The sequence below is a fragment of the Streptomyces sparsogenes subsp. cuspidosporus genome, assembly GCF_039532705.1.
Lineage (GTDB): Bacteria > Actinomycetota > Actinomycetes > Streptomycetales > Streptomycetaceae > Streptomyces > Streptomyces sparsogenes.
The window spans coordinates 1-591 of sequence record NZ_BAAASD010000156.1 but is presented as its reverse complement, the minus strand read 5'-3'; the positions used below and the strand labels follow the sequence as shown (position 1 = coordinate 591).

At 71.2% G+C, this 591-nt stretch carries 2 protein-coding genes; both read right to left on the bottom strand.

The features are described from left to right. The coding region (locus ABFY07_RS42835; RefSeq protein ID WP_346179632.1) for a cysteine hydrolase family protein at positions 1-327 on the bottom strand (327 nt) is incomplete at its 3' end. Continuing rightward, positions 324-591, bottom strand: a 268-nt coding sequence (locus ABFY07_RS42830; RefSeq protein WP_346179631.1) for a cysteine hydrolase family protein, incomplete at its 5' end; no start/stop codon positions are given. The genes ABFY07_RS42835 and ABFY07_RS42830, both read right to left, overlap by 4 nt.

The following is a 591-nucleotide window of genomic DNA, read 5'->3' as shown; positions in this document are numbered from 1 at the left end:
CTCCCCGCGGATCAGGATGCGGCCCTTGGGCCCGGGATCGCCGATGCGCAGCGTCGGATCGCCGCGGTTCAGCTTGGCCGGCGGGCAGTCGCTCAGGTCCGGCACGTGCCCCTCGCGGGTGTGGATCACGGTCATGCCCAGCGCGCGGGCCGTCGCGAGGACCTGCTGCAGGGGCGGGATCACGCTGCGCAGCAACGACACGTCGTTGCCGAGGGTCTCGCCGAACCCGCCGGGCTCGCAGAAGTCCCGCTGCATGTCGATGATCACCAGGGCGGTGGTCGCGGGGTCGAAGGTGTAGGCGCCGGGTGCGGCGTCGACTGTGGTCACGGGGTGCTCCAGGTGGTCGCCTCGACGACGGCGTCGGAGGTCCCGACGGCGCCGAACACCCCGCCCTGCATGGTCACCATGTGCAGGGCGGCGTCGTGGTTGGACGGGTCGGTGGCGCCGGTGCAGTCCGACAGGATCAGGCACTCGTAGCCGCGGTCGTTCGCCTCGCGCATGGTGGTGTGCACGCAGACGTCCGGCGTGATGCCGGTGAGCAGGATGTGGGTGATCCCGTTGCTGCGCAGCACCAGGTCGAGCTGTGTGGCG